This is a genomic window from Bradyrhizobium sp. IC3123, from assembly GCF_020193625.1.
In the GTDB taxonomy this organism is placed as follows: Bacteria; Pseudomonadota; Alphaproteobacteria; order Rhizobiales; family Xanthobacteraceae; genus Bradyrhizobium; species Bradyrhizobium yuanmingense.
Genome location: NZ_JADYVF010000012.1, coordinates 70,686 through 94,168, shown reverse-complemented (window position 1 = coordinate 94,168; position 23,483 = coordinate 70,686). Strand labels below are relative to the sequence as shown.

General features: G+C 61.2%; 13 protein-coding genes. 7 read left to right on the top strand and 6 right to left on the bottom strand.

Going from position 1 to position 23,483, the window contains the following annotated elements; all coding sequences use genetic code 11:
- The first annotated feature begins 27 nt into the window (after positions 1-27).
- Positions 28-558, top strand: coding sequence for a hypothetical protein (locus tag I6F20_RS29795; RefSeq protein ID WP_225129075.1), 531 nt, complete (start codon positions 28-30; stop codon positions 556-558).
- A 40-nt stretch (positions 559-598) separates the two neighbouring features.
- Here the strand turns inward: I6F20_RS29795 and I6F20_RS29790 are convergent, their stop codons facing one another.
- The 6 genes from I6F20_RS29790 to I6F20_RS29765 form a co-directional block, all read right to left on the bottom strand.
- A complete protein-coding gene (locus I6F20_RS29790) occupies positions 599-2,743 on the bottom strand; it encodes a ParB/RepB/Spo0J family partition protein (RefSeq protein ID WP_225129074.1) in 2,145 nt (714 codons plus the stop codon).
- Between the two features lie 171 nt (positions 2,744-2,914).
- Entirely contained in the window at positions 2,915-4,111 is a 1,197-nt protein-coding gene (locus tag I6F20_RS29785; RefSeq protein WP_225129073.1) for a DUF932 domain-containing protein, read from the bottom strand.
- 211 nt (positions 4,112-4,322) lie between these two features.
- Positions 4,323-5,612, bottom strand: coding sequence for a hypothetical protein (locus I6F20_RS29780; RefSeq protein WP_225129072.1), 1,290 nt, complete (start codon positions 5,610-5,612; stop codon positions 4,323-4,325).
- Entirely contained in the window at positions 5,609-6,190 is a 582-nt protein-coding gene (locus tag I6F20_RS29775) for a hypothetical protein (RefSeq protein WP_225129071.1), read from the bottom strand. The genes I6F20_RS29780 and I6F20_RS29775 overlap by 4 nt, the downstream gene beginning before the upstream one ends.
- A gap of 13 nt (positions 6,191-6,203) precedes the next feature.
- Positions 6,204-6,674 carry a hypothetical protein gene (locus I6F20_RS29770; RefSeq protein ID WP_225129070.1) on the bottom strand — a complete coding sequence of 157 codons (471 nt, stop codon included), beginning with the start codon at positions 6,672-6,674 and terminating at the stop codon, positions 6,204-6,206.
- Between the two features lie 2 nt (positions 6,675-6,676).
- A complete protein-coding gene (locus I6F20_RS29765) occupies positions 6,677-7,726 on the bottom strand; it encodes an AAA family ATPase (RefSeq protein WP_225129069.1) in 1,050 nt (349 codons plus the stop codon).
- 119 nt (positions 7,727-7,845) lie between these two features.
- Between I6F20_RS29765 and I6F20_RS29760 the strand changes: the two genes are divergently transcribed.
- The 6 genes from I6F20_RS29760 to I6F20_RS38205 all read left to right on the top strand — a co-directional run bounded on the left by I6F20_RS29760 (position 7,846) and on the right by I6F20_RS38205 (position 23,478).
- On the top strand, positions 7,846-8,148 hold the full coding sequence (locus I6F20_RS29760) for a type II toxin-antitoxin system TacA family antitoxin (RefSeq protein WP_225129240.1): 303 nt from the start codon (positions 7,846-7,848) through the stop codon (positions 8,146-8,148).
- A gap of 15 nt (positions 8,149-8,163) precedes the next feature.
- Positions 8,164-8,664: a GNAT family N-acetyltransferase gene (locus I6F20_RS29755; protein ID WP_225129068.1), complete on the top strand. Its 501-nt coding sequence runs from the start codon at positions 8,164-8,166 to the stop codon at positions 8,662-8,664.
- A gap of 61 nt (positions 8,665-8,725) precedes the next feature.
- Positions 8,726-13,897, top strand: a complete 5,172-nt coding sequence (locus I6F20_RS29750) for a DEAD/DEAH box helicase family protein (RefSeq protein ID WP_225129067.1) — start codon at positions 8,726-8,728, stop codon at positions 13,895-13,897.
- 4 nt (positions 13,898-13,901) lie between these two features.
- Complete coding sequence (locus I6F20_RS29745) at positions 13,902-16,667, top strand: DEAD/DEAH box helicase (protein ID WP_225129066.1); 2,766 nt, start codon at positions 13,902-13,904, stop codon at positions 16,665-16,667.
- Between the two features lie 3 nt (positions 16,668-16,670).
- Entirely contained in the window at positions 16,671-21,521 is a 4,851-nt protein-coding gene (locus tag I6F20_RS29740; RefSeq protein WP_225129065.1) for an Eco57I restriction-modification methylase domain-containing protein, read from the top strand.
- Complete coding sequence (locus tag I6F20_RS38205; RefSeq protein WP_225129064.1) at positions 21,505-23,478, top strand: DUF2326 domain-containing protein; 1,974 nt, start codon at positions 21,505-21,507, stop codon at positions 23,476-23,478. The genes I6F20_RS29740 and I6F20_RS38205 overlap by 17 nt, the downstream gene beginning before the upstream one ends.
- The last annotated feature ends 5 nt before the right edge of the window (positions 23,479-23,483 follow it).

Sequence of the window (23,483 nt, the reverse complement as noted above, 5' to 3'; positions counted from 1 at the left end):
CTTGAAACGTTGCGGGCAGGAGATTACTTGAGCCGTGTCAGGGTCGCTGCGCTCGCGCAGCAAGAACCGCTTGTGGCGCAAGCCCCAAGAGCTGAACGGCCTGGTCAACAGGCTGCCGCTGACCTGCCCCCGCGCTTTGCGCAGGGCGCGGGTCTCGGCATGCGGTTCACGAGCCCCAACAAGACCATCGAACCGCTTCGCACAATGAAGGAGGATTTGATGGCTCTAATCTTGAGGTTTCCCACCAAGAAGATCGAACCTGTCACCGTTCGCAGCGGGAGCAAGCACCGTATCAGCGTCGAGGTCCTCGATGATGTTCGCCCGCGACGCACGCGGTGGAGGGTTCAGTTCGAGATCCAGGAAGCGGCAGGGTTTGCTGCTTTGAAAGGCTTTACGGATCGCGCCGTAGCCCAGGGCTATCGACATCGCTTCGCAGTCAGCAGCACGCAGGCGGTACGGCGGTTCGTGGCCGAAACCTCCGGCCTCGTGGCCGCCGGCAGGATCGCGATCTGGATCGACGGCTTGCGGGTGCAGCCACGGGTGGCTCGCAGCGCATAAAAATAGGCTGGGGCGAACCTCGTCGCCCCAGCCAGTGCTTCTACTCGGCAGCAATCATGCGCGACTCGTCCGCTTGATCGGCCGGAGTTTCCTCGTCGTCTCCGGCGAGGAATTCCGGAAGCGCTTCGTCATCGCCCTCGGACTCCGCGGCGTCGACGGGAGCCGCCTGGTCGGCATCGGCCATTCGCAAGGGCTCGGGCAGCCAGCCGCTCTCGGCCAGGAGCCGTTCGGCCTCCTTGGCCATGTCGCCCTTTTTAAGATGGTCGATGAGCTGGGTGGACCGCTCGCCGGCACCCTCGCGCACCGCCTCCAGAATGCGGCGCTTCGGGACCCGGCCGAAATAGTTCTCGACGGTTGGGCGCCAACCGGACGCCACCATGTCGAGATCGACGGCCCGGGCGATACGATCGGCGTCCGCGATTCGCTGCGCGACGATGTGGGGGGTGACGCCGCCGCCGTAGCGGTCGCCTTTCTCATAGAGCGCGTTCACGCCGAATGAGGCGCAGTGCGCAAAGAGACACGCCTGCTCGTCGCCGGTCAACCCGGTGAGCCAGTCCCAGAGATCGGCCTTGTCCTTCGGCAGACGCTCCTCCCAGGTCTTGTGGCGGGCGTTGATCGCCTTGGCCGCCGGTGTGTCCTTCAGCCCCTGCGCTTGCAGCGGGAAGCTGGCGCTGCGCACGGAGACCTCCATCGCCGAACCAAAGGAGGAATAGCGGGAGAACACGTCGAGGCAAAATTTGTGCAGCACCGACTGGAAAGCGACCGAAGGCGTGATCGCCAGCTTGTCGCGCAGCGCCAGCGTCCGCTCCGCCGTGAGCTCGGTCAGAAGACGGTCCGGCAGCGGCTTCACCGCATCGTCATCCTCGTCCTCGGGATCCGCGACCTGCCCGCCGATGGTGATGACGGCGCGCTGGACAGCCGGTGCTGATGATTCGTCGCCGTCCAGGGCCGCGGCATCAGGTTCGCAGCCCCTGACCTGCTCTGATTCGGTCACGGGCACTTCGTCCTCGGGTCGGACGTAGCCGCGATCAACCAAGAGCTTGCCCTCGGCGTCGATGCCGACGAACACGCCCGCGCGGGCGATGTCGGCCGGCTGATAGATGACGGGTCGATCGTTGAAGGCGCCGAGAGCCGTCTCGATTTCGCCAAGGCGCTGGTCAACCTCATCCGGAAGCTCATCCGCGCCGTCATGCTCGGCTTCGAGTTTGGCATATTCGGCCTCGAGCGCCTCGATGGTCGCCTGCTCTTCGGCGGTGAGAGCGGCGGGTACGCCGTCGAGCTCGCGCAAGCCGCGCGTATGGCCATAGGGGAAGTCGATCGCGACCTCGATCCACTTCCAACCTTCGGCAGCGATCGTTTCAGCCTCCGCCTTCAGTTTCGCGGCGACCAGACGGTCGAGCAGAGCGACGTCCTCCAGCCAGCCCCCGTCGTCGGACTGAAACAGGTCGTGCAGCACCACGCCACCGGCCGCCTCGTAGGCGTCGAGGCCGACAAACACGGTCCGCCGGTCGGAGGCACGCACCGTCTTCTCCGTCAACATGCGGCGGATCTGATAGGGCTCCTTCTGCCAAGAGCCGGAGATCGCCTGCCAGACCTGCTCCTGGCGTCCATGATCTGCGCTGACGGTGAAAGCCATCAACTGCTCGAGCGACATGCCGTCCTCGGCATAGATGTCGAGCAGCGCGGGCGAAACTGAAGCGAGGCGCAAGCGCTGCTTCACAACGTTGACGGAGGTGAAGAAGGCAGCGGCGATGTCCTCCTCGGACTGCCCCTTCTCCCGCAAAGCCAGGAATGCCCGGAACTGGTCGAGCGGATGTAGCGGCGCGCGCTGAATATTCTCCGCAAGCGAGTCGTCTTCGGCGAGAATGGTGGTTGCCGGGTCGCGTACGACACAAGGCACCGGCGCGGTCTTGGCCAGGCGCTTCTGCTTCACCAGCAGCGCCAGCGCACGGTAGCGCCGTCCGCCGGCCGGGATCTCGAACAGCCCGGTCTCGGCGCCTTCTGCGTCGAGGACCGGCCGCACATTGAGGCTTTGGAGCAGGGTACGCCGGGCGATATCCTCAGCCAGCTCCTCGATGGAGACGCCGGCCTTCACGCGCCGGACGTTCGATTGGCTGAGCACCAGCTTGTTGAAGGGAATGTCGCGCGAGGACGACAGGGTGATCTTCTGAACGGCGTTAGCCATGGGTGATACTCCGCGACGGGCGGTCCAAAGACTCTCTCTGGGCCTCCAACCCGTCACGAAGCGCAGCGCGGCCCTCTTTCTCTGAAGGGCAGCGCCGCAAATCGAGCTCAGGAAAAACGGAAAGGCACGAAGCCGAAGACACGCCGTTCCGTATATCCGGCTTTTCGGGTGTCAGGCTGCGCGGTCGAGCAGCTTCTTCGCGCGCGCCTCCAGATCAAGTCGTGCGTCCTGATGGGTTTTGCCGCGCGCAACCGCTGTGATGCCTTGCACGAAATCGAATACGCTTTCGGGCTTGCGTCCTTCCTCGGACAACACCCTTTCGATGATCCTCGCTGTTTCGGCCTTAGAGAACCCGCGCTTGCGCAGGAATTCGTTGCGGTCGTCGTCGGTGCGGGCGACGATCTTTTGCCGTGCGGCCTTGATGCCGTTGACGAAGGGCATCGGTGAGGAATTGGCAAAGCTGGCCAGCGCCGGGGCCGCCTCGTGGGCAAACCGTGAGGCGGCGTATTTGGAGTGGCGGATGGTGATCTCCTCGAAATCCTCGACGCCCCAAAGATTGCGGTTCTGGCAGACGGCACGGAGATAGAAGCTCGCCATCCCGAGCGTCTTCGCGCCCACCTCGGAATTCCAGCAGTAGAAGCCGCGGAAGTAGAGGTCCGGCGAGCCATCGCGCAGCCTGCCGGCCTCGATCGGGTTGAGGTCGTCGACCAGGAACAGGAACACGTCGCGGTCGGACGCGTAGAGCGTCGTCGTATCCTGGCTGATGTCGGTATACGGATTATAGACGCCGGTCGACCAGTCGAGCACGCCCGGGATCTTCCAGCGCGTGTCGCCCGTGCCATTGCCGGCGATGCGCTGAACGGCCGCCACAAGTTCGTGGTCAAATATGCGCCCGTATTCGGGACCCGTAGCGGCGCGAAGCTCGACGCGACCATCCCCTATCTCGAGCGTCTTGACCTGCTCGGCTCGATGAGAGTTGAGGCCGAACTGTAGGTTGATGCCAGCGAGCTGCGCCGGAAGTTGACGGAGGTAAGCCGCCGGCGCTCCGACCAAGCTGGCAAGTTGACCGAAGCTCCAGTGAGTCGGCGTGATCGGCGCGTCGGAACCGGGCAGCAGCAGAGCCAGCCGCTCGGCATCGTCGCGGCTGGCCTCAACCCGGATCGCAGCGCTCTCGACCGTTCGGGTCCGGCTTCGCTCGGTCCGGCTACGCACCGCGGCATAGAGGTCCGACAGGGATAGATAGCGCTCGTCCGCTGGCCTCGAGAACCACTCCGACGATACTCGGCAGACGCGCTCGCCGCGGGTCACGTCCACCTTGTAGCCGCCGACGCGGTCGCGGCCAGCACTCAGAACTTCGACTTGGGTCATGGTTCATCTCCACGACAGGCGCCGGAGGCCTCTCCTCCGTTCTTCAACCCGTCATGGCGAAGCCAGTCCGCCCTCTCACTCTGATGGGGGCGTTGCGGGGTTCTCCCCGCAGAAGGGGTCGGCCGAGACCTCAGGCTCGGGCGTAGGGGAAGGCTTTCCCCTCAAAAGCGTAACGCTAGAATTCAGGATGCCAGGATCGACGCATTTCCGCTTACTCGAGGCCAAGCTTTGGATGCCAGATGCGGTGGCCTGTGATGTGACGCGGCGATGGGCCGCCCAGCAGCGCCAGTCCATCGCGGAACAGCGCGTACTCGTAGGGCACACCGTCTCGCCTTGTGATCGAGGCGGCTCCGTCGGCGGACGATCCGACAAAGTCACCGCTCGGAAGGTCAAGGGTTTCGGGGAGAATCCGATCCTCCAGACGAATCAAGGCGCTTAGCGCATTTAAGAACCGTTCTCCAATTTTCTCTTCGATGACAAACCACCGTATCGATAGAGGCTGGTCAGCGAGGCGCCGCCACCGATGTCGCCAGAGCGGGTGATCAACGACATTATCCATCAAGACGAACGGTGGCCGGAATAGCGAGAACGAATGTGCATAGGCGAGAAAGGCTCTTCCTGCATATTCCAACCTGAAGAATGCGAGCGGTTCGATATCAGCTGGCAGCTCGCGCAGGCCTCGTGTCCAGTCGATCCAGTCAGCGACCGGGAGCGCGTCCATGAGGACGAAGTTGGATCGGTACGAGGCAAGCGCAATCTGAGTGGGGGACCTGCCGAAAGCGCCCATAAGACGCTGGGAGGGCGGCGGTGGCGACCGTCGCGGTTTCCGGCGCAGCGTTTCCGACAGACGAAGGAAAGCGCCGACGGTCCCAGGTCTCGATCCGAATGCGACTGAATAGCCGTGGATAACCTCGCCATAGGGTGACGGCTTTGAGATGAAGGGGCGGACCTGCCGCAGATACTTGTTTCGCGCCTGGGCAGCGAGCTTCGAGTCAGTGACGCTGCCCGCGAAGGATCCATGAGCCTCCGCCAGCACCACGCCGTAGCCGGACGCGTGGCCACCAGCATAGAGGAAATCGGCGTGGGGGTTCAGCGTTGATGCAAGACAGACTGCGTTGTCACGCCAAACGTAACCCAGTCCGTTCATATAGAGATCAGTAATCCCAGCGCCTACGCGCGCTGCGAAGTGGGTTCGTTCGGTATCTGCGAGCGATGCGATGTAGGAAGTGAGTCCGAATACAGGGCCGTCAGCTATCAAGATCTCGGCGTCGTTGAGCGCGCTGTCTTTCAGGCGGGAAAGAAGTACCGGCGGGGCATTCAGAAGGGTTGCGGTCCGCGCCATGGCCGCAGCAAGGGCCGTCGGGCCGAATGAGATGGAAGCAGCGGGCGCCGGCGCTTGGAAGTCCGGCGCGACTGGATTGGGAGCATGCTTATGATGACGATGACCAGTGAGCGGAACGATTTTTTGGGCGCTCCAGACGGCGAGAGTAGCGGCGGTCATGCGTGCCACTCGAAGCAGCCCGTCTCGGATATGAAGGTCCGCAAGATGCGATCGGATTTGAGAACTAGCTGGCGGTCGCGCTGGTTCTGCGGCGACTTTTCGCCGTGAAACAGATTGCACCGCACTTGGTAGATCGTGCGCAACAACTGTTCCCAGGACGGCGTATCGTCGGCACTCCATGCCAAGGGCTGACGCTTGACGTTGGCTGCATCGCAAGCTGCGGTGAGCTCATCGCGCTGAAGCCGCCAGAACGCATCGCGGCCCAGCTTTTTGCGCACGTCGCGAACATTTAGAATTGGCCACATCGCTGCGAAATCAGAGACAAGACGATGGAACGCGCGAGAGTTCTCCATCAGTCCAGCATAGGCATGAGTCAAGCGACTGTTAGCCGAGAGGTCGCGGATCATATCGGCATCGGTCTCCCGCTCGGTGACCGCTGCCATCCACCCGTTGAAGGCCATCCAAATATTGACGAATGACATAAACGCGGACCGCTGGCGGTCGGCATTTTGCATGAGCTCGAAGACAAGGTCCTTCGTCTCCGGCTGCATGATTCGAAAATTGGCGAAGTTTGTCACCGGCGTCTCGGGTTCACTCTTCGCGTGGTTCGGGTGCATCGGGCGTCGGCGGCCGACTTTGTGTATCTTCGGTGGCGGTGTCTCTAAAGGCGCTGCCCTTATGCGCTCGCTGGCGGGAGACCTCGACGATGCGATCGATAATGCGGTCCGGCGTCCGCCACTTGATCACGAGCTTGCCTGTGTCCATCCCATAGTCGGCGACGACATCACGCAGCTGCTCAATGTCTAACCTGCCCAGCGCCGAGCGCAGCACATCTTCTCCTTGCCGCGCGAGCTGGACTGGATCTAGAACTGCCGGCGCACGACGATTGCTAGGTCGTTTGGGCTCTTCCGCCTTCGGCGTGGTCTTGGGCGTCGGAGCCACATGGGCGCGTGGAGCGAGCTCTCCGAGAGCCTGCTCAACTCTCTGTCGGAAAGCAGGGTTACGCTCGGCCTCGTCGGCCACTTCGTGAACAAGAGCTGTCAGGACTTTTCGGATATTCATCCTCACGCCTCCAGCGCGGACCAGATCTCTCTGGCGAGATCATCGTACTGACCGGCCAGTTCCGATCCATACTTCTGCTTGAGAGTCCGCGAATAGGTCTGAAATTCGGCCGCTGCGGCAACTGAGTTCGCTTGGCGAATGACGGTGTCCATCACGTCGGGAAGCTCGATATCCTCGCGGAGCTGCTTCAGCACGTTGTTATGCACGGTCGAATTGGCTTGGTACTTGGTCGCCACGATTCCAACGGGCTCAATAGACTCCGAGATAGCTTCAGAAAAATCCCTGACGCGCGTGATGATCTGCGGGATGCCGTAAGTCGAGAGATGGTCTGGAATTGTTGGAATGATATAGCCGCCTGAGATTCGAAGTCCATTCAAGGTAATGATTCCGAGATTAGGCGGGCAATCGACGATGACGAGATCGTAGTCCTCAAGCTTGCCCTTCACAGCGCGCCAAAGCAGATCGATCGGATTGGCGGCGTAGAATTTACCGGCCGGCGCCGAGGCGAGTTTGTCCTGAACGTCGATGAGATCGAGGCTTGATGGCAGCAGATCGACGGTTCGCACTGCGCCGACGTCGGACACCCTCTTCTGAAGCGTTGCCTCCAAATTGAACTTACGATTGTCCGGATCCATGGCATCCTTGAATAGACGCGCAAGGGTCCGTTCTTTTTTGTTCAGTTCGAACCATTTGTCTTCGCCGATCAACATGAGCGTGGCATTGGTCTGCGGGTCGAGATCGATCACAAGGACCCTCTTGCCCATGTTCGCAGAAAAGGTCTCGGCTAGGGCAACGGTCGTCGTTGTTTTTGCGACCCCGCCTTTCAAATTGATCGTAGAAATTACATGAGTCATCGACTTTCCTTTTCTCTTATGGCGCTTCAGCCAGGCGCGAATTTGGGAGCGCCGAAAAATTGGACCCGAAGCCAGCTCGCTGACCGGCTGCGGAAAATCGGGGGCGCGGACCCTCCAGTTCGCCACGGCCTGTCGCGAGACATCGGCCATGGCTGCGATCTCGTTAATTCCGACGAGATCTTCAGAGAATTCTGCCACAATCACTCCTGTGACCATCGTTCACAGGAACTGTTTACATTGTTCACAGTGAGACGGTCAAGTAGGAGAACCGCTTGAAATGGCCGGGCATTGGCCGTACATCCGTTACGGAGGCTTTTATGGCCAATGCAGCTTCGAAATCGAATAGCGGCCGGACCCGGGGGGAGCGCCTGGAGGCCCGCGTGACCGCCGAGCAAAAGAATCTGATCGAGCGGGCGGCAGCCTTACAGGGCCGCACCGTGACGGATTTTGTGCTGACGAGCGTGCAGGATGCCGCCCGGCGCGCCATCGAGGAGCACAATCAGCTCGTCCTCTCGGTTCACGACAGCGAGGCTTTTGTCGAGGCGCTGCTCAATCCCAGGCCGGTCAACGATCGCCTGCGCGACACAGTCCGCCGCTATCGCGAGAAGACCGGCGTCTGAAGCGTGGCCGGTGAAATGGACGAAAAGCTTCGCGTCGAGCCGCTGGGTCCCAGCCATGATCGCTCGGGGTTTGAGTCCGGCGTCGAGCCACTGGACAGGTACTTTCGGACGCAGGCCGGCCAGGACGCGCGGAAAAATATGGCTGCGCCTTTTGTCCTCTTGCTGCCGGACCAAACAATCGCAGGCTACTACACGCTATCGTCGACATCTCTGCAGCTCGCCGAACTGCCGGAGCAAACGGCGCGGAAGCTTCCAAGGTATCCCTTGGTGCCGGCGACGCTTTTGGGCCGGCTCGCCGTGGATCGGCGTCATCAAGGAAAGGGCTACGGCCGATTTCTACTGGCTGACGCCCTCTACCGGTCGGCACGGAGCGAGATCGCCACGTTTGCGGTGATCGTTGACGCGAAGGACGACAACGCCCATCGTTTCTACGAGCGGGAAAGCTTTTTGCCGTTTCCGGATCAGCCCATGAAGCTGTTTCGGCCGATGACAGACATCCGACGGTTGTTTAATTGACTTTATTCAATGATTTCGCGAGCGTCTTAGCTCAGAGTGAAGAGTTGGTTGGGAAGGGGCAATGAAGGCGTTCGAATTTGATCATCGTCTTATTGATTCATACGCTCGGTTCTCGCGGTCTTTCAGCACCGTTCGATCTGACGATCTGAAGTCCGAGATTGATCGGCAGTACAATGCCAAGCGCTTCTGGCCGGACGCTCTCCTATCGATCAATCCTCGCTATCTCGAGGGGCCTACTGCCGACGATCTTGTCGGATCGGGTGATCTCGACGAGGCAACCGGCAGGATCTTCCGCTTTGGGGCCACGCCCCTACGGTTCCATCGCCATCAGGCACAGTCGATCGCCAAGGCTCGGGCCGGCCTGAGCTACGTCGTCACGACCGGAACCGGTTCGGGCAAGTCGCTTTGCTTTTTCGTCCCAGTCGTCGATGCCATTATCCGGGCGCGGAAAGCCGGAAAGCCGCGCAGGACCAGCGCCATCATCGTTTATCCGATGAACGCACTGGCCAACAGCCAGATCAATGAGATTGAAAAGTTCATTTCCCAGTCCGGGTTGGCTAATGAGCTTAAGCCCATTGTGCGGCGCTATACGGGTCAGGAGAGTCAGGAGGAGCGGCAGCGCATCGCAGACGATCCGCCGGATATTCTCCTAACTAACTTCATGATGGCCGAGCTCCTTTTAACGCGGCAGGACAGCCTCGACACGAAGGTTGTAGAGAACGCAAACGGACTCGATTTCATTGTTCTCGATGAACTACACACCTATCGCGGCCGACAGGGTGCCGATGTCGCTATTCTCGTGCGTCGCCTTCGCAACCGGTGCGCGCCGCACAAAGCACCAATATGCATCGGGACTTCCGCCACCATGGCAAGCGAAGGCGCTGACACCGATCGCGCGCGCGCCGTTGCGGAAGTCGCGTCGCGCCTTTTCGGAACGCCTATCGGGCCAGAGTCGGTTATTGATGAATCGCTGCAGCGAGCGACAGACGACCGGCTGAAGCTCAGCGACGTGCGGCCCAAGCTCGCGTCTGCGCTGACCTCTGCCCTTCCCGACGTCCTGACTGACGAGGTCCTCAAGCAGCACTCCTTGGCCGTTTGGACCGAATTGGCAATCGGCCTTGACGACGCACAAGAGCTCAAGCGTAAAAAACCCATTCCGTTCGCAGAGGCCGTAGCGTTGCTGTCAAAGGATAGCGGCGTACAAGTAGAAACCTGTCGTAATGGGCTCGAGACGTTCTTGACTCGGATCAGCCTCCCGGAAACGGAGCGGGGCGGTGCGGGGACTGGCGCATTTTTGGCATTCAAACTTCACCAATTCATCTCTGGTGCCGGCGAAATCTTTACCACGCTGACCGAAAGGCCCAGAAATGTGTTGTTCGATGGTCAGCTCGAAGATCCCAGCACGCCGGGCCATCGTCTCTACCCAACGCGCTTCTGCAGGGAGTGCGGACATGAGGTCCATGTTGTTACGAGGGCCGAGGATAGCGGCAGCATTCGATTCGTGCCCAGGAACATCGATGACGCGCCACTTGACAATGAGGAAGGAGAGACGGCCGGCTATCTGATCCCCGATGGCGGCAGTGATCCCGATTACGCCTTCACAGGTGAAATCGAGACTTATCCCGAGGACTGGCGCGAAGAGCGGGGTGGCGTAGAGCGGCTCCGAGCGAACAGGAAGCGCAGAGTACCCCAGATGGTGACGGTGGCGCCGGATGGGCGCTACGCGCCATCGGGTAAGAGCTACTGGTTCATACCCGGCAAGTTCGGCTTCTGCACATGTTGCCTGGACCAACCCCATCCCAACATGCGCGAGCGCACGAAACTGGCGGGCCTGTCGGGCGAAGGCCGTAGTTCGGCAACGACGCTCCTCGTAGCGACCGCTCTCGAATGGATGAACGGGCGCAATAGCGGCGTTCCCAAGGAGAAGCGCAAGCTTCTCGGCTTCACAGACAATCGTCAGGACGCTGCCCTCCAGGCTGGCCATTTCAACGACTTTCTGTTCGTCAGCCTGCTGCGCGGCGCCATCCTGCGGGCCGTACTGGACGCCGGCAATGACGGCATGACCGAGGACGAATTCGGTCTGCGAGTCGTCAGGGCGCTCGGTTTCACCGCCGCCAACCGAGATGCGCGCATCCACTGGATGCAAGATCCGGAGGCAGGCGCCGTGGTCCGCGAGGACGCCCAGCGTTCGCTCCAGAAGGTGCTCGCGCATCGTCTCTGGACGGATCTGCGCCGGGGATGGCGCTACACCAACCCGAGCCTGTCGGTCCTGAAGCTGATCGACGTCGAGTTCATCGGCCTCGACGACATCGCGGAAGACAGCAAACGTCTGACAGCCATCCTGCCTGAATTGGGTGTGCTCGATGCGCCGGCGCGCAAGTCGATGCTGAAAAAGCTTCTCGGAGCCATGCTCGACGGACTGGCCGTCGGAACAGAAGCACTCGAAGCGACCGTTCTCGAGGGGGCGGCCCAGAAATCCCGCAACCTGCTCCGGGCCCCGTGGGCGATCGACATCAAGGAAACACCCAGAAGCCGCACCGCCCTGTTTCTGCAAGCCCCAGGCAAGGACCAGGTGAGTCTGCGCGAAGAACAGACGATCGTCCGTGCCGGGCACAATTCCCGTATCGGTCGGCTTATCAATCGCAATAGCGTTATTGGGACTAAGCTCGGCAAGGCCGATTACCTGAGGGTCCTGACTGATTTGTTGGACCTCCTTGGGGGCGAGGGGCTCGTGTCGCGCGTCGAGATAGAGGAGGACCTGCAGGGTTGGCGCGTGTCACCGTCAGCCGTCCGTATCGTGCCCGGCGGAGCCATTCGAAGCGGATCGGCGCAGGGCAATCGTTACTTTCACGATCTATACAACGAGATCGCTGCCGATCTCAAAACCGGTCACAGCAATTTCTGGGGCCTTGAAGGCCGTGAACACACAGCTCAGGTATCCCAGAGGCAACGTGAATGGCGCGAGTGGCGGTTCCGGTTCGAGAAAGAAGACCGAGAAAATCTGGCGACTAACGCCGCCGATCTCAAGAGCGCTGGCGAGTCGAAGCAGTTTCTACCCGCCCTGTTCTGCTCGCCGACGATGGAGCTTGGCGTCGATATCTCGGCGCTCAACTCCGTCTATCTGCGGAATGTGCCGCCGACTCCGGCCAACTACGCGCAACGCGCTGGGCGCGCGGGTCGCTCCGGGCAGGCAGCCGTCATCGTCACTTATTGCGCAGCCCAATCGCCTCATGACCAGTACTTCTTCGAGCGGCGCAATGAGATGGTGGCAGGAGTCGTTCGTCCTCCCGCCCTCGACATCACCAATCAAGAGCTCGTTCGCTCGCACCTGCACGCCGTCTGGCTTGCCGAAGCGAAGCTCGCACTATCTCCGGATATTCCGGAAATCCTCGACCTGACGCAGACGGCATATCCGCTGAAGCACGAGATCCGGAGCGTGGTCGACCGGCCTGAGCTGATCGCATTGGCGCAGGCTCCGATGAAGCGCGTTCTTGGTCAGATTCTCGCTTCAGTGGACGGCCGCAAGCCGGTCTGGATGAGCGATCCGGATGACTTCGTCTCCTCGGTCGCCTTGCGGGCACCACAGGAGTTCGATCGCGCCTTTGATCGATGGCGGGAGCTCTACAACTCAGCTCGAACACAGTTGATCGAGGCCAACGCCCGCTCCGAGATCACGGGTCTCTCGGCCGCGGATCGCCGTCGGATCAAAGCTTCCCAGATGCAGGCAAGCGACCAGATCGCGATTCTCGAGCAGGGAAAGGCTTCGAACGGCTCGGACTTCTACTCCTACCGCTATCTCGCAACAGAAGGCTTCCTGCCGGGCTACAATTTCCCGCGGCTACCGCTCTATGCTTTCATTCCCGGCGAGGGAAAAACCGGCTCCTTCCTCCAGCGCGCTCGCTTCCTGGCCATCTCAGAATTTGGGCCGCGCAGCCTGATTTATCACGAAGGCCGCGCTTACAGGGTGATGAAGGCAAAGCTGCCGCCGGAGGTCCGGACCGGGGATGGTTCGGAGCTCGCCACAAGAGACATCTTCATCTGCTCGACCTGTGGCGCTTGTCATGACGGCGAGGTCGAGCGTTGCCACGCGTGCAATGCTCCGATGGCCGGTGAAACGCCGGTTCAGCGGACGCTCAGAATCGACAACGTCGAAGCCGCGCCGGCCGAGAGGATCACAGCCAACGATGAAGAGCGTGTCCGACAGGGCTTCGATATTCAAACCGTTTTCTCCTGGCCGAAGCGGGACGGCAAGATCCAGATCACGGAGGCGGACTTCCGTTGCGAGGACGCCACGATCCTCAACCTGCAATACGCCAATAGCGCCGAGATCAGCCGAATCAACAAGGGGCTGAAACGACGGGCCAACCAGACGGTCTTCGGTTTCTACATCGATCCACGCAGTGGTTATTGGGCGAAGTCGGACGAGGAAGATCCCGAGGTCGATGTCCCGCCCGATGTCGTGAGGCCGGTTCGAATCGTGCCTATAGTCCGTGATCATAAGAACGCCCTGCTATTCCGTTTCAGCGAGCCCACGGCCTGTGCGCCAGAGACGATCGTGACGGTTCAGCACGCCCTTATGAGGGGCATTGAGGTCGTTTTCCAACTAGAGGAAGGCGAGGTTCTCGGCGAGCCATTGCCCGCCCGAGACAACCGGCGGGCCGTCCTGGCCTACGAAGCCACAGAGGGTGGCGCCGGGGTATTAAGTCGTTTGATCGAGGATCCACAAGCACTCGCAAAGGTCGCGCGGGAAGCTCTGATTCTCATGCACTTCGAAAAAGTGGATGAAGCGATCGCGGCTGGCGACGCCAAACTACTCGTCAGTTATGATGGGGAAGCCTGCGTCCGCGGGTGCTATCGGTGCCTGCTCTCCTATTTCAACCAGCCGGATCACGAACTGATCAACCGCATGAGCGGCGAAGCGAAACAGATGCTCATCGATCTGGCCCGAGGACAGGTGGTGCTCGCACAGGGCGCCGGTCAGTCTGCCGAAGGTTCAGAGTGGCAAAGCGCTTTTAAGGAAGCGGGGCTTCCGCCTCCCGACGGCTCTGCGGTGAGCTTCTCCGGTCAGGTTATGAACTTCGCATGGCGCAGCCACTTCGTTGCCGCTTGTGTGACACCTCTTTCTCAAGCCACGCGCGAGGTGGCCGAAGCCAAGGGCTGGACGCTGTTCGAGTTGACTGAAGCGGCGGCCGGAGGCGTGCCCGACGCGATGCTGTCGATGTTCGGGGAATGATTCGATGACCGTGAACTTCACCCCCGGAGACCTCGTCCGTGCACGCGGGCGCGAATGGGTCGCGTTGCCGTCTCCCCAAGATGGCATTCTGGCGCTTCGTCCCCTCTCGGGCGGAGAGAATGACGCGGTCGTCCTCGACCCCCAACTCGAGATTCTCCCTGTCGAACCTGCTAGGTTCAATCTGCCCGCCGACGCACTGCCAACCGTTCAGGCGAAGGCCGCGCTCCTAGCGGATGCGATGCGCCTGACATTGCGCCGCGGCGCCGGCCCTTTCCGTTCGGCCGCACAACTCGCCTTCGAGCCCCGGACCTACCAGCTTGTCCCCTTGCTCATGGCACTTCGGCTGTCGTCGCCGCGCCTACTCATCGCGGACGATGTCGGTATCGGCAAGACCATCGAAGCCGGCCTTATCCTGCGTGAGCTGATGGATCGGGGCGAAGTGGAGGCCTTCTCAGTCCTCTGCCCACCTCACCTCGTCGAGCAATGGGTCGGCGAGCTTAAGGCGCGCTTCGGGATCGACGCCGTCGCGATCACCTCAGGCACGGCGAGCCGGCTGGAACGCGGCCTGCCCCTTACTCAGACCCTGTTTGAGGCGTATCCCTTCACGGTGGTCAGCCTTGACTATATTAAGGCCGAGAAGCGCCGGGAGAGCTTCGCACGTGCCTGCCCGGACTTCGTAATCGTGGACGAGGCCCATGCCTGTGTAGGAACGCACCAAGGACGACAGCAGCGGTTCGCGCTGCTGTCCGGTTTGGCCCGCGCGCCTGACCGGCGGATGATTCTTCTGACAGCGACGCCGCATTCTGGGGATGAAGATGCGTTTGCGCGCCTTCTCTCTCTTATCGAACCGTCATTCGCGTCGATGGACTTCGACGACAGCCGCTACAGGGAGCGCCTAGCGCGGCACTTCGTGCAGCGGCGCCGGATCGATCTCATTTCAGGAGACTGGGACGAAGATCGTGCTTTTCCCAGGCACGAGACGAAGGAATTCGCCTATCGGTTGACGGAGGCCCATCGCGGATTCCAAGAGCGTGTGCTCGACTACTGCTTTGGCATCGTGTCGCGCGCGGGCGACGGGCAAAGAGAGCGACGCTTAGCTTTTTGGGGCACGCTCGCCTTGATGCGCTGCGTCGGCTCCTCGCCGGCAGCGGCGCTGAGCGCCTTGCGAAACCGCATGGCAACCGAGAGCGACCGTCTCGAACTGCAGATCTACGATGATGATGGCGACGATGAGGACGCGGTCGATCTCGAGCCGGGCACCACCTTCGACGCCGATCCGGAGCTTCTTGCGTTAGTGAGGCAGGCACACGAACTGATCGACAAACCCGATCCGAAGCTGGCGGCATTAGTTGAAGCTCTAACGCCTCTCATTAAACAGGGCGCAAATCCGGTCGTCTTCTGCCGTTATTTGGCGACGGCCGAGCATATCCGCGATGGTCTGCGCAAGGCCTTCCCAAAACTGATGGTCGCAGCGGTGACGGGCGTTTTGACTCCCGATGAACGGCGCGACCGTGTGGCCGACATGGTGCCGATGGAGGGGGAGAAGCCGACACAGCGCATCCTGGTCGCTACCGACTGCTTGTCTGAAGGAATCAACCTCCAGCAGCTCTTCAACACAGTCGTTCACTACGACCTGTCCTGGAATCCGACCCGGCATCAGCAGCGCGAGGGACGCGTCGATCGTTTCGGCCAGCCAGCAGAGCTTGTCCGGTCCATCATGATGTTCTCGCCGGACAGCGCGATCGACGGCGCCGTGCTTGAAGTGATCCTTCGCAAGGCGGAGGAAATTCGCAAGGCGACGGGTGTGACTGTTCCCCTGCCCGACGAACGGGGCCCAGTGACAGACGCGCTGATGGCCTCTGTGATGTTGCGCCGAGGTGTGCCTCGCCAGCTTACGCTCGATCTGCGCCTCGGCGATGGAGCCAAGGTCATGGAGGCGCGGTGGCGTGACGCCGCCGAGAACGAGAAAAAGTCCCGCGCACGTTTCGCTCAGAATGCCATGAAGCCGCAGGAGGTCGCCCCGGAATGGGAGAAGGTCCGGGCACTGCTCGGCTCTCCGGCGGATGCGAGGTTCTTCGTTGAGCGGGCAATGGCGCGCTTCGGCGTACCGCTCGAGGCCCGGAAATCCTTATTGTTAGCTCATGTCGATGCCGTCGATACCAATCTCCGTGAGCGGCTGGCCGAGCATAATCTAACCGGATCGGTGCGTTTGGCGACGGCCGAACCCGCGCCTTCGGGTACTGCGCTACTGACCAGGACGCATCCTTTGACAGCGACGCTCGCCGAAGCGCTAGTTGAGGCTTCACTTGATCCGGAGACGTTGTCGGGCCTCGGCATCGGCCGGGTCGGAGCCTGGCCGACGATGGGCGTGCAGCAGATAACTCGCCTGGCTCTGCTCCGCATTCGGTTCAAGCTGACCGTTCATGCCCGCAAGGAACGATTGCTGCTGGCCGAGGAGGCGGCCCTCGTCGCGATCCGAGACGGGCGGATTGTCGCAGCTGGCGAGGCCGCCCGGGAATTGCTCAATGCGCCTGCCACTGCCGATCTCGCGCCAGTGGCGCGCGACAGGTTCGTCGCAAAGGCGAAGGAGGATCTGCCTGGCCTGCTTGAAGGACCGATCGCGGAATTCGGCCGATCGCGTGCGCAAGAACTCATGAATGACCATGCTCGGCTGCGTGCGGCGTCGGGGTCCGCGTCGCGGGTCACTGTGGAGGCCGTGCTGCCGCCAGACGTGATTGGGATTTTCGTGCTGATGCCGGGTGAGGCCTGATCCATGGCGCGCAAGCCGGTCACCGATATGTCAGCATGGCCTTCCCTCACGCTTGAGGGCAACCTCATTGCTCCAGCGATGATCGCCAGCATCGACCGCAGACAAGCGTCCGAGCAGACGGAGCAGGACTACCACATCCGCAAGGGGCTGACGATCCGCGAGGAGATCTCGACCGCCTTCCGCGTCGGTCAGTCACACTTCGATGCTTTCGCCGAGCTGAAGAACCCCTCGGTTGAGGCTACACGGCGTTTTGCGCGAGCCTTCCTCGCGGAAACCTTCGGCTTCGATGATCTCCTTCCCGCTGACGGAGTGATTTCCTTCGTGGCGGGCGGGCGCGTGCCTGTGGTCGTGGTGCCGCCTGAGGACGAAAAGCTAGACAGGCGCAGTCCGACGCTATCGACCGACCGCTCCCGATCTCCAGCCTTCGCGCTCCAGGATTGGCTCAATGATAGCGATCAAGCACTGTGGGGCCTGGTCACGAACGGCGCGGTGATCCGGCTCATGCGGGACAATGCGTCCCTGACCCGCCCTGCCTATATAGAAGCCGACTTTGCACAGATATTCGCAAACGAGGACGCTGCCTCGTTCGCTGTCCTTTGGTCGCTGATCCACCGAACCCGCTTCGGTATTGCGGGCGCGCCTGTCACCGACTGCGCGCTGGAACGTTGGCGTGAAGCCGGTTCGCGCGAAGGCGAAGCTGTCCGCGACCGGCTGGCGGACCAAGTGGAAACTGCGCTGAAGGTGCTTGGTTCGGGCTTCCTCGAAGCCAATTCCGATCTCGCCGGTCGCTTGAAGTCGGGCGAGGTCGATCTGACCGAATGGTTCAACGAACTCCTGCGCCTCGTCTATCGCCTCATCTTCCTGATGGTAGCCGAGGATCGGAACCTGCTTCACCCAGAGATGGCGAAACCCGGCGCTCGTAAGCTCTATGCCGAAGGCTACAGCCTCGCTTTCTTGCGTGCACAATGCGCTCGCGCGGCTTCGTGGGACAGGCATCACGATCGCTATGAGGGCGTGAAAGTCGTCTTCGGTGCTCTTGCCCATGGGCAGGAGACGCTCGGCCTTCCTGCCCTTGGAGGCCTCTTCAGTGCAGGCATGCTGCCGCAACTCGAAACCGCGCGCCTGCGCAATCGTGCCTTCATGGAGGCGCTCTTTCGTCTCTCTTGGCTCTCAGACAAATCCAGTATGGTCCCGGTGAACTGGCGCGCGATGGAGACCGAGGAACTGGGTTCGGTTTATGAGTCCTTGCTCGAGCTTCAACCGCAACTAGGCGACGACGGCAGAACGCTGACCTTTGCTTCGGAAGCCGCCGAGCAGAAAGGGAATCAGCGCAAGACGACCGGCTCGTATTATACCCCCGATAGCCTTGTGCAGCTGTTGCTCGACACCACCCTCAATCCGGTGCTCGACGACCGAGAAGCTAAAGCTTCCGATCCTGCCGAAGACCTTCTGAAGCTTACGCTTATCGATCCTGCCTGTGGCTCGGGGCATTTCCTCCTTGCGGCTGCGCGACGCATCGCCACCCGGGTCGCACGCCATCGTGCGGGTGGGATTCCTTCAGCCGCCGACTTTCGTCACGCGCTGCGCGAGGTGGCGTGCCGCTGTCTTTACGGCGTGGACCGCAACCCTATGGCGGTCGAACTGACCAAGGTCGCGCTTTGGATCGAAGCGTTGGAGCCCGGCCGGCCGCTCGCCTTCTTCGATGCGCAGATTCGCTGTGGCGACAGTCTGATCGGCGTGTTCGATCGCACGATGCTGCGGGAAGGATTGCCGGACGAAGCCTATAAGCCGCTGACCGGCGACGACAGGGAACTTTCCCGCCGGTACGCTCGCCTCAACAAGGAACAGCGTGATCGGGCCAAAGGGCATCCCCAACTGTTCGAGAATTGGTCGCCGCCTGAAATCCTAGCAGAGCGGGACCACAAGCTGAGGGAGATGGTGCAGGACGATCTGGCGAGCGTCGAGGCAAAGGCGCGTGGCTTCGAAGCGATACGTGCGTCGGACGATTGGCAACGCCTGAAAACAGCGAGTGACCTCTATATCTCGGCAAATTTCTACATGGCTGCGTTCTTCACGGCTAAAGCTGCCAACGGTACGGATACGGACGCCATGCCACTCACTGAACATGTGTGGCAGGCGGCCGGCGGTCACGTGCCCGCAGAGCATCTACGTCGTGGCGCCACGCTGACGTCCGAGAAGGTGAAGGCCTTTCACTGGTTCATCGAATTTCCCGACATTATGGAGCGCGATGGCGGTTTCGATATTGTCATCGGCAATCCGCCGTGGGAGCGCATCAAGCTGCAGGAACAGGAGTTCTTCGCCGCACGTTCACCGGCGATCGCCAGCGCGGCCAACAAAGCGGAACGCCAAAAGCTGATTGATGCTCTGGAGAAAGCGGATACAGACGGTGCCGATGGCCGGCTATGGCAAGATTTTGTGTTTGCAAAGCGCACGGCGGAAGCAGCCAGCGAGTTTTCTCGCTCATCGGGCCGATATCCGCTCACAGGCAGAGGTGATGTAAATACCTATGCCCTCTTTGCGGAGCTGTTCTCGCGGCTCGTTGGTCCGCGCGGCCGCGCAGGCGTGATCGTGCCGACAGCTATCGCGACCGACTCTACCACCGCCAGCTTTTTCGCCGCGCAGGTGGAGGAGCGCCGATTGATCAGCCTGCATGACTTCCAGACGGGCCGAGGCTTCTTCGACCGTATCGGTCATGCGCGCTTCAAATTCTCACTTTTAACATTGGCCGCGCCGCAAGGTGGCCCCACGGAAATTTCTTTCAGCTTTTTCTCGCGTACCGCCGAAGATTTTGCTGATGAGCGGCGACACTTTAGTTTGTCCCCGGCTGAAATCGCCGCAGTCAATCCAAACACCAGGACAGTTCCGGTTTTCAGAACACGCGCCGATGCCGATTTGACTGCGAAGCTTTACGCTCGCACTTCGGTGCTTATCGAGGAGCGGCCCGTGGAGGCCGGCGGAGATATCAATCCCTGGGGCATCACGTTCCAGAGAATGTTCGACATGTCGAGTGACTCCGGCTTTTTTCGAACACCCACGCAAATGGAGGGCGAGAGCTGGCGGAGAGATGGAGCCAACTGGGTTAGGGAAACGGAGGGGGGCACCGAATGCCGTGTACCGCTCTACGAAGCCAAGATGGTCCATCACTTTGATCATCGCTGGGCGACTTACGGCGTCGATGGGAGCGACGATGAGGAAGGAGCGCGGGATTGCACCCTGGCTGAAAAGCAAAATCCAGCATTTGAGCCTTCGCCGCGTTACTGGGTGCCCGAGGGAGAGGTTGTTCTGCGCGCCGCTCGCGTACCGGCCGCGCTAAAAAGCGCCGTCAAACAGGGTCGCGGCGACGGCGGAAAGGCAGGCCGCAAGGCTGATACTGATCTGGAGGAAGGTGCTCGTGCAGCGGCGCTTAAAGCGCTTGTTACGTGGATTGCCGGGGCGATTTCTGTATTTGAGGGTCGCTCCGCGCGGGAAAGCGACCTCTTTCAGCTTCTTGGCCGCGCTCAGGATTGGCGGGGGGCCCTAAAGAGTTCTCCTGAACGCTTCCTGCTCGATCCTAAGACGCTCGCCGTCGCCGGGGAGATGCAGCGCGAAACACCGCTGGCCGCGGATGATCTTACCCGGATTGCTGAAGGGCCGAAGGATGCGCTTGCGCTTGCCGAACTCCTAATTGCCGCCAAACAGCCGCGTTGGCTCATCGGCTGGCGGGATATCACCAACGCAACCAACGAGCGTACGGTGGTTGGCGGAGTATTGCCAAAAGCCGGAGTCGGGAACAATCTGCCCATTTGGTATCCGGGGGGTCACGTCGACGGAAAACAAGCGGCAGCTTTCGTTGGCATGCTCAGTTCTCTGACCTTCGATTTTTCGGCTCGACACAAGGTGGGCGGTACGCACCTCAATTTCTTCATAGCTCAACAGCTTCCGGTCCTTCCCCCTTCGGCTTACTCGCCTGTCGATTTCAGCTTCATCACCCCACGCGTGCTGGAACTTACCTACACGAGCAATGCAATGAAGCCGTGGGCAGAGGATTTAGGATATTCCGGTCCACCCTTCGCATGGGATGACGATCGGCGCGCCCAATTGCGCGCCGAACTCGATGCCTTCTTTGCCAAAAAATACGGTCTTACGGAGGAAGAGCTGCGGTACGTCCTCGACCCTGCCCGCGTCAAAGGCTCCGATTATCCGTCAGAGACATTTAGAGGATTGAGGGAGAAAGAAACCCGCCAATTCGGCGAGTACCGCACCGAACGTTTGGTGCTAGAGGCGTGGAAGCAGGTGGGCGCTCAGGCGTCTGATATGTCTCCTGTCTCCATCGATTTGCCGCCTTTTGAAGAGCTGGCAGACCACGCATGGGCTTGGCCGACAAGCGTTGAGCCTCGAGACCGGCTCCGATACGCTGCGCAATACGCGCTCTGGCAAATGGACGCGGCCACCGATGGCGCCCGTGTGCGCTTCGTTATCGCGAGTCTTGCTGAGCCAGCGTTGCTGACTCCTTTGCTGGCGGACGGCGATCGGAGCCAATGGATCAGACTCGTTGGCCGCGAGGCGCAACCCTCGCACGGCGCGGTCCGGTTGCGGCCGGCCATCAATGGAGCATGGCGATCCACTTTCGAGACGCTGCTCACCTCAGGTCAGCTGGCGGAGAGCGCTGACGCTACGTGGGCGAGAGGTCAGCATTTTAGTCCGGCGGGGCTACAGGCCACCTCTGCCGACGCCCAGCGTGCCGCCTTCGTGACTCGCGCCGTGCGGGGCATGGAAGTCGCGAGCCTCACTGCTGTGGCCGCGCCTGAGGACAACGTGATCTGGGCGAGGTTTGGAAGTGGCCGCTCAAGCTGATCTGTTTACCCCGGTGATCCATCCGCCGGTCTCGCCGCAAGGTCGAACAGGGCCTCGGCTATGGATCCGTCGTCTGGCGATTCTGAGGGACCCGCAGACTATCATCCGTGACGTGCGGTTGAAGCCCGGACTCAACATCATCTGGACACCGGATATGTCGAGCAGCGGCAGCCACGCCTTGGCCCATGGTAGCGGCAAGACAACGTTCTGCCGCTTACTTCGTGCCTGTCTGGGAGAGCCCGGCTACGCCGCGGACACACAGCGATCACGTCTCTTGGCGCGCATTCCCAACGGTCTGATCGCGGCGGAGATTCTGATTGATGGCGGGTGCTGGATCGCGGTCCGCCCATTTGGACCGCCAGGCGGTGAGTTCGTCACTCAAGCCGATTCCGTCGAAGATGGAATAGCGCGGGGACGTCTAGAGGACGATCGAGCATCTATCGACCCCACCGTTATAGCGAGCTTCTTTTCGACCATCACCGGAGCGACGCCGCCAGAGGTTGGTCGTGAACAGATCTGGGACGTCCTTCGGGCGTGGTTGACCCGCGACCAGGAGTGCCGCTTAGCCGATATTCTGGCCTGGCGGTCATCGCACACGCAGACCCGATCTCGTGCCCAGGTGATCGGCGAAACAGCCAAGCTCACCATGGTACGCCTCGCCTTGCGCGCTTTGGATGCTGACGAGCGCGCAGCCGCCGCCCGCGAGCGGCAGCTTGTGGCCGCGGTCGAGGACGAGCGGCGGCGCCAAGCTTATCAGCTACAGCGGTATGCCGACGGTCTGCAGAGTGTGAGGCTCGCCTTGAAGGCCGACGACGAAGTGGGATTCGACGACACGATCGATCGGAAAGGTCTGGTCTCTCTGGCGGAGGTGGCCTTGGCCAACGCCATGCGAACCGAGCTGCCGAAGCCGCCCGATGTCAGCTCAATCTTCGCGCGCCAAAAGGCGCTCAATGAGCATCGTCAGACACTAACGGCAAAACGTCAGCAATTGGAAAACGAGGCGCGGTTCAAGCGCAGTGAAGCCGAACGCTACCGTTCCGAAGCGAGCCTAGGCGAGATCGACGTCACTCAGGGAGGGATCAGGGTCTGCCCCGTCTGTAGGGTCAACATAGATGAGGTCAAGGCAAAGGGATGCGGGATTTCGCTCGAAGCCTGCGACCTGGCCGCATTGAAGGCCTCGATTGCGGACAAGCAAAGGAAAGCCGCGGAGCTTGATGCGCAAGCGAACGGTGCCGAGCAGGAGGCAAAAGGCGTCGAGGCCCAGATTCAGCAGCTCGGTTCCCAGCAGCAGGCGCTCGAGGCCGAGGCAAGAACCGCTGATGCCGCCAACCGCGGTGCTCACGCAGCCGCCAGGCAGGTGCAAGATCGCATCTATCAAGCGAGGAGAACGCTCGACGACGTACGATCGCTGCGCGAACGCGAAACCACTGCGAAACCTGCGCCGCCAGGGACCGCTGAGCTCGACGCGGTTCGTGCGCAGTTGGAGGCCGGACGCGCGCGGGCGCGAGCGGCCATCCGGACGCTGGAGGAAAAGTATCAAGGTATTATGGCCGCCTGGCTTCCTGATGGGGTGGCGGGCGCTATCAAGCTCGACGGCAACGGCTTGAAGGTCGACGCTGAATTCTCAGGACGAGGCGAGGTGTCAACGGCTGCATTGGACTCCCTGAAGATCGTCGCTTTCGACCTTGCCGCGCTGCATATGGCCGTGGAGGAGAAAGCGGACTTACCCGCTTTTCTGCTACACGATAGTCCACGCGAGGCCGACCTGGATGGACAGCTGTACGCCCGCCTTTTCAGCCTTGTGCATCAATGGGAGCAAGGAGTGGAAACGCCTTGCTTCCAGTACATCGTCACGACCACCACGGCTCCGCCGCCTGAATTGCAGGACGAGCATTACGTCCGACTCCAGATGAGTTCGACGCCGCCCGAAAGACGTCTATTCGGAATGGACATTTGATCCTG